Below are 4,240 nucleotides of genomic sequence, written 5' to 3' on the forward strand. Positions count from 1 at the left end.
TCTTTAAGAAGAAACATACCGTGTTTTTGGGGAATTTTCAACCGTTTATTATGGGTATTTTAACACCGATTTTGACAATTTATCAGTTTGATTTTTACAGAACAAACATATAATAGCTCCTTCAATACCATCTGCGGTAGTATTCAGTAAGATAGAAGAAATGAATAATTATAATTAATTGTAGCTTTTTTTTTAATGAATCATGTATACTATAATTAAAGTGTAGTTTACTAACGGAAGTATTACAATGAATTCAAATACCAAGAATAAACAATTCGTGTCTGTTTGCTTGGTGATAAAGTCTTTTATTCATACATAAATGGATGGTTGGTAATTAACTGGAGCAATAACGTTGAGCTGTATGCTAACGAAATATAAAAAACAAGAGGGAGAAAAAGGATAATATGGAAAAGTTATTTAAAAGAAGAATACCCCAATGTTTGTTTATTGTCATCGGCATGTTAATGATTGTTGGAGTGTTACCGCAAACGGCCCAGGCAACAACGAATACCGTATCTGACGGCCAATCATTTGATATCAGTACCTGTGCAGCAGGCGATACAGTTAATGTAGACGCGGGTGCAACGGCAACGCTGATCGGCAGTCAAAATGTTCAAATTTCTTGTGGCGAGGGTGTCACATTGACGCTTGATTCGGTAACAAGTGACGTCAGTGCCTGTGCCCTCAGCTTTTCAGGCATCGGTAACATCCTGATTATAAATGGAACAAATACTCTTAAAAGCGGTTCTAATAAGCCTGGTATCCAAGTGGAAACAGGCACAGAGCTAGAAATAAAAGGAGATGGCATTCTTAATGTAATTGGCGGAAAATACGCTGCCGGTATCGGCGGCGGTTATCAAGTAACTGGCGGTACTATTTCAATATTGGAGGGGTCAGTCACTGCAACCGGTGGATATGCCGGTTCCGGTATTGGTGGCGGTGATTACGGAGCTGGCGGTACGTTTACCATATCGGGAGGGTCAGTCACTGCAACCGGTGGATATGCTGGTTCCGGTATCGGTGGCGGTTATAATGCGGCTGGTGGGACGATTACCATAACCGACGGGTCGGTCACTGCAACCGGCGGAGATGAAGGTGGTGCCGGAATCGGCAGCGGCGATTGGGAAGACGACGGCAAGCATGGAGATGGCGGAACGATTACCATATCGGGGGGGACGGTCACTGCAACTGGTGGATCTAAAGGTGCCGGTATCGGCGGTGGAAATGGTGCAGCTGGCGGTACGATTACCATATCAAATGGTAAGGTTACTGCTACCGGCGGAGATTCTGGTTCAGGTATCGGCGGCGGTAATGGTGGAGCTGGTGGTGAAATTACCATCGACGACGGAGAGGTTACTGCAATCGGTAAAAAGTATGGTGCCGGGATCGGTGGCGGTAAAAGTGGAGCTGGTGGTGAAATTACCATCAACGACGGGACGGTCAAAGCTACCGGTGGAAGTACACCAAGTCTATGGAACGGCGGTGGCGGTGCCGGTATCGGCGGCGGAGCTGGTGCAGTTGGTGGTACGATTACCATATCAAATGGTAATGTTACTGCAACCGGCGGGGAAAGTGCTGCCGGTATCGGCGGCGGATCTGGTAAAGTTGGCGGTACGATTACCATATCAAATGGTAAGGTTACTGCAACCGGCGGTGAATATGGTGCCGGTATCGGCGGCGGATCTGAAGCACAAGGAGGAAAGATTACCATCAACAGTGGCACGGTCACTGCAAGGGGTGGAGATCTAGGTGCCGGTATCGGCGGTGGCGGTTTTGCTGGACATGGCGGTACGATTACCATCACCGATGGCACGGTCACTGCTACCGGTGGAAATGGTTCCGGTGCCTACGGCGGTGGTGCCGGTATCGGTGGCGGTTCAGAGGGAGATAGCGGGACAATCTTAATAAAAGGCGGTAAGGTATTTTCCGTAGGTAGCGAAGATATTGGCCATGGTACGGGTGGACATGATAATTCATTTTCTTTAAGTGGTGATGCCCTGGTATTTTTAGCACATGATAGCTGTACAACTCCCGATACAGAAACCCATACGCATTTTCCAAAATCAGGGCCGCTCTATGGCTTTAGCCTGCCCGGTTGGTCTGATGCTGGCATATATGCACTGGCTTATACTTTGACTTATTATGACAATGTTGGGTCGGACTCTAAAATCGAAAATGTTCCTCAGGTTGGAACGGCAACACTCGAAGATTCAAGTGTTTTTGAAAATCCTGGTTACACTTTTAAAGAGTGGAATACAGAAGCAGATGACAGCGGCACATCTTATGCACCAGGCGACAATATTACAATCTCCGATGATTTAACCCTGTACGCCATCTGGACGCTTGAAACGGCAGCAATGGTCGACAGCATCAGCCCAGCTAACAGTGATGCACCACTTGACGGCAATGTGGTCATTACTTTTAACAACGATAATATGGATACCACCGTAACCGGCACGGTTACGATTAACGGCACACCCCTCAGTGGAGGAGTTTGGTCAAACGGTAGTCGGACCTATACTATTCCCTATTCCAGCTTAGCCTATTATCAAAGCTATACCATAGACATTTCCGGATTTAAAAACACTGATTATATAACTATGGAAGCTGCCACTGCCTCCTTTACCACAGAAGCACCGGCTGATCTTTTAAGTCTTACCGTTAATTCGGGCAGTCTAAGCCCTGCCTTTGATACGAATACAGCCGCCTACAGAGTGGACGCCACCGACATTGACATCATCGGCATTACTGCCCAGACCCTTGACCCTGGAGCCAGCCTGACCATTAACGGCGTGGAAGCAACTTCAGGTAGCGAAACAAGTGTAAGCCTCATTAACGGCGCTAATATGATTCCGGTTGTTATAACTGCCCAGGACGGTAAGTCGAAAGCCTATATTATTTCAGTTTCTAACTCTGTTAACGAAATAATCAATGATGCCGATTTGACCAGCCTGTCACTTAACGCTGGCTCATTAAGTCCGGGCTTTGACCCAGGAACCACCACTTACTACGCCAGTGTGGACAGTGATGTGGATACGATCGAGCTGACCGCATCAGCCTTCGACGAAAATGCCGTCATGCTTTTAAACGGCGCTATTTTAAACCAGGGAGGTTCACAGACAATTCCACTTTCTCTCGGGGATAATGAAGTTAAGCTTATGGTCGTTGCCCAGGACGCCAGTACAAAAAACTATAGCCTGACCATCTATCGTGATGACAATGAGGAAATTAGCTGCAGTTATCAGACCCATGTTGAGAATATCGGCTGGCAGGGTTTTGTATCCGAGGGTGAGATCAGCGGAACTGAAGGACAGGGTCTGAGGCTTGAAGGGATAAAAATAGAACTTGAAGACCAGGTAAATCTTGGCGTTGAATATTCAACCTATGTGGAAAATATTGGCTGGCAGGATTTTGCAGCCGATGGCGCGATGAGCGGAACCCAAGGACAAGCACTGCGACTGGAAGCGATCAAAATTAATCTGACCGGCGAAGATGCCGGCCAATATGACATTTACTATCAGGTCCATGCTCAAAATTTCGGCTGGCTGGATTGGGCCAAAAATGGAGAAGCAGCCGGAACAGCTGGGTTTGGCTATCGGCTGGAAGGGATCAAAATTATGGTTGTCCCTAAAGGTGAATCAGCACTAGGCGACACACATGAATCATTTGTAGAGAGTTAATAAGTCTATAAAAAATTTATTTTTGTTTTGTAATCAGCCATCAGATATTTTAGAAACTGGGAAATAAGTTTTTATTTTTTAAAATTATTAGCATTAAGTCTATTTTTGGTAGTCATTACTTAACTTTATTTTGATTGATGCATCATTATCAGCTTTCATAGGATAAAGAGAAGGAGTCGTGATTAGATCAAAAAAATATAGAATCGTCAATATAAAAATTTACCACTTAGAAAATAGTTTTATAAACAAAGACCTTATGTCTAAAATGATTTATATCAATTGTCACCTTGAACCGTTACGGGTCACCTCCACCAAGCAAAGTGACAAAATTTCAAGGTTTTAATCAAATTCTCTTACGTTTTTCCGATTACGGTTAATGAATAGAACATTCAGCATATTTACTTTCGTACTAATAATGTTTATAATATTAGTATGAAAGGAAGTGGAATCGTGGACCGATACGAACAGCTGGATAAATTGATAGCCGATCATGACGGCATTGTTCAAACTTCGCAGGTTGTTGCCGAAGGAATTTCCAAACCTGTATTTTATGATTATAT

General features: G+C 44.6%; 1 protein-coding gene. It reads left to right on the forward strand.

Annotated features, from left to right (window positions below):
- Positions 1-404: 404 nt before the first annotated feature.
- Positions 405-3,680 (forward strand): cadherin-like beta sandwich domain-containing protein, encoded by a 3,276-nt coding sequence (locus U2P91_RS17625; RefSeq protein ID WP_111889316.1) that lies wholly within the window; start codon positions 405-407, stop codon positions 3,678-3,680.
- Positions 3,681-4,240 lie beyond the last annotated feature (560 nt).

The organism is Acetobacterium sp. K1/6 (assembly GCF_034438075.1).
GTDB lineage: Bacteria > Bacillota > Clostridia > Eubacteriales > Eubacteriaceae > Acetobacterium > Acetobacterium carbinolicum.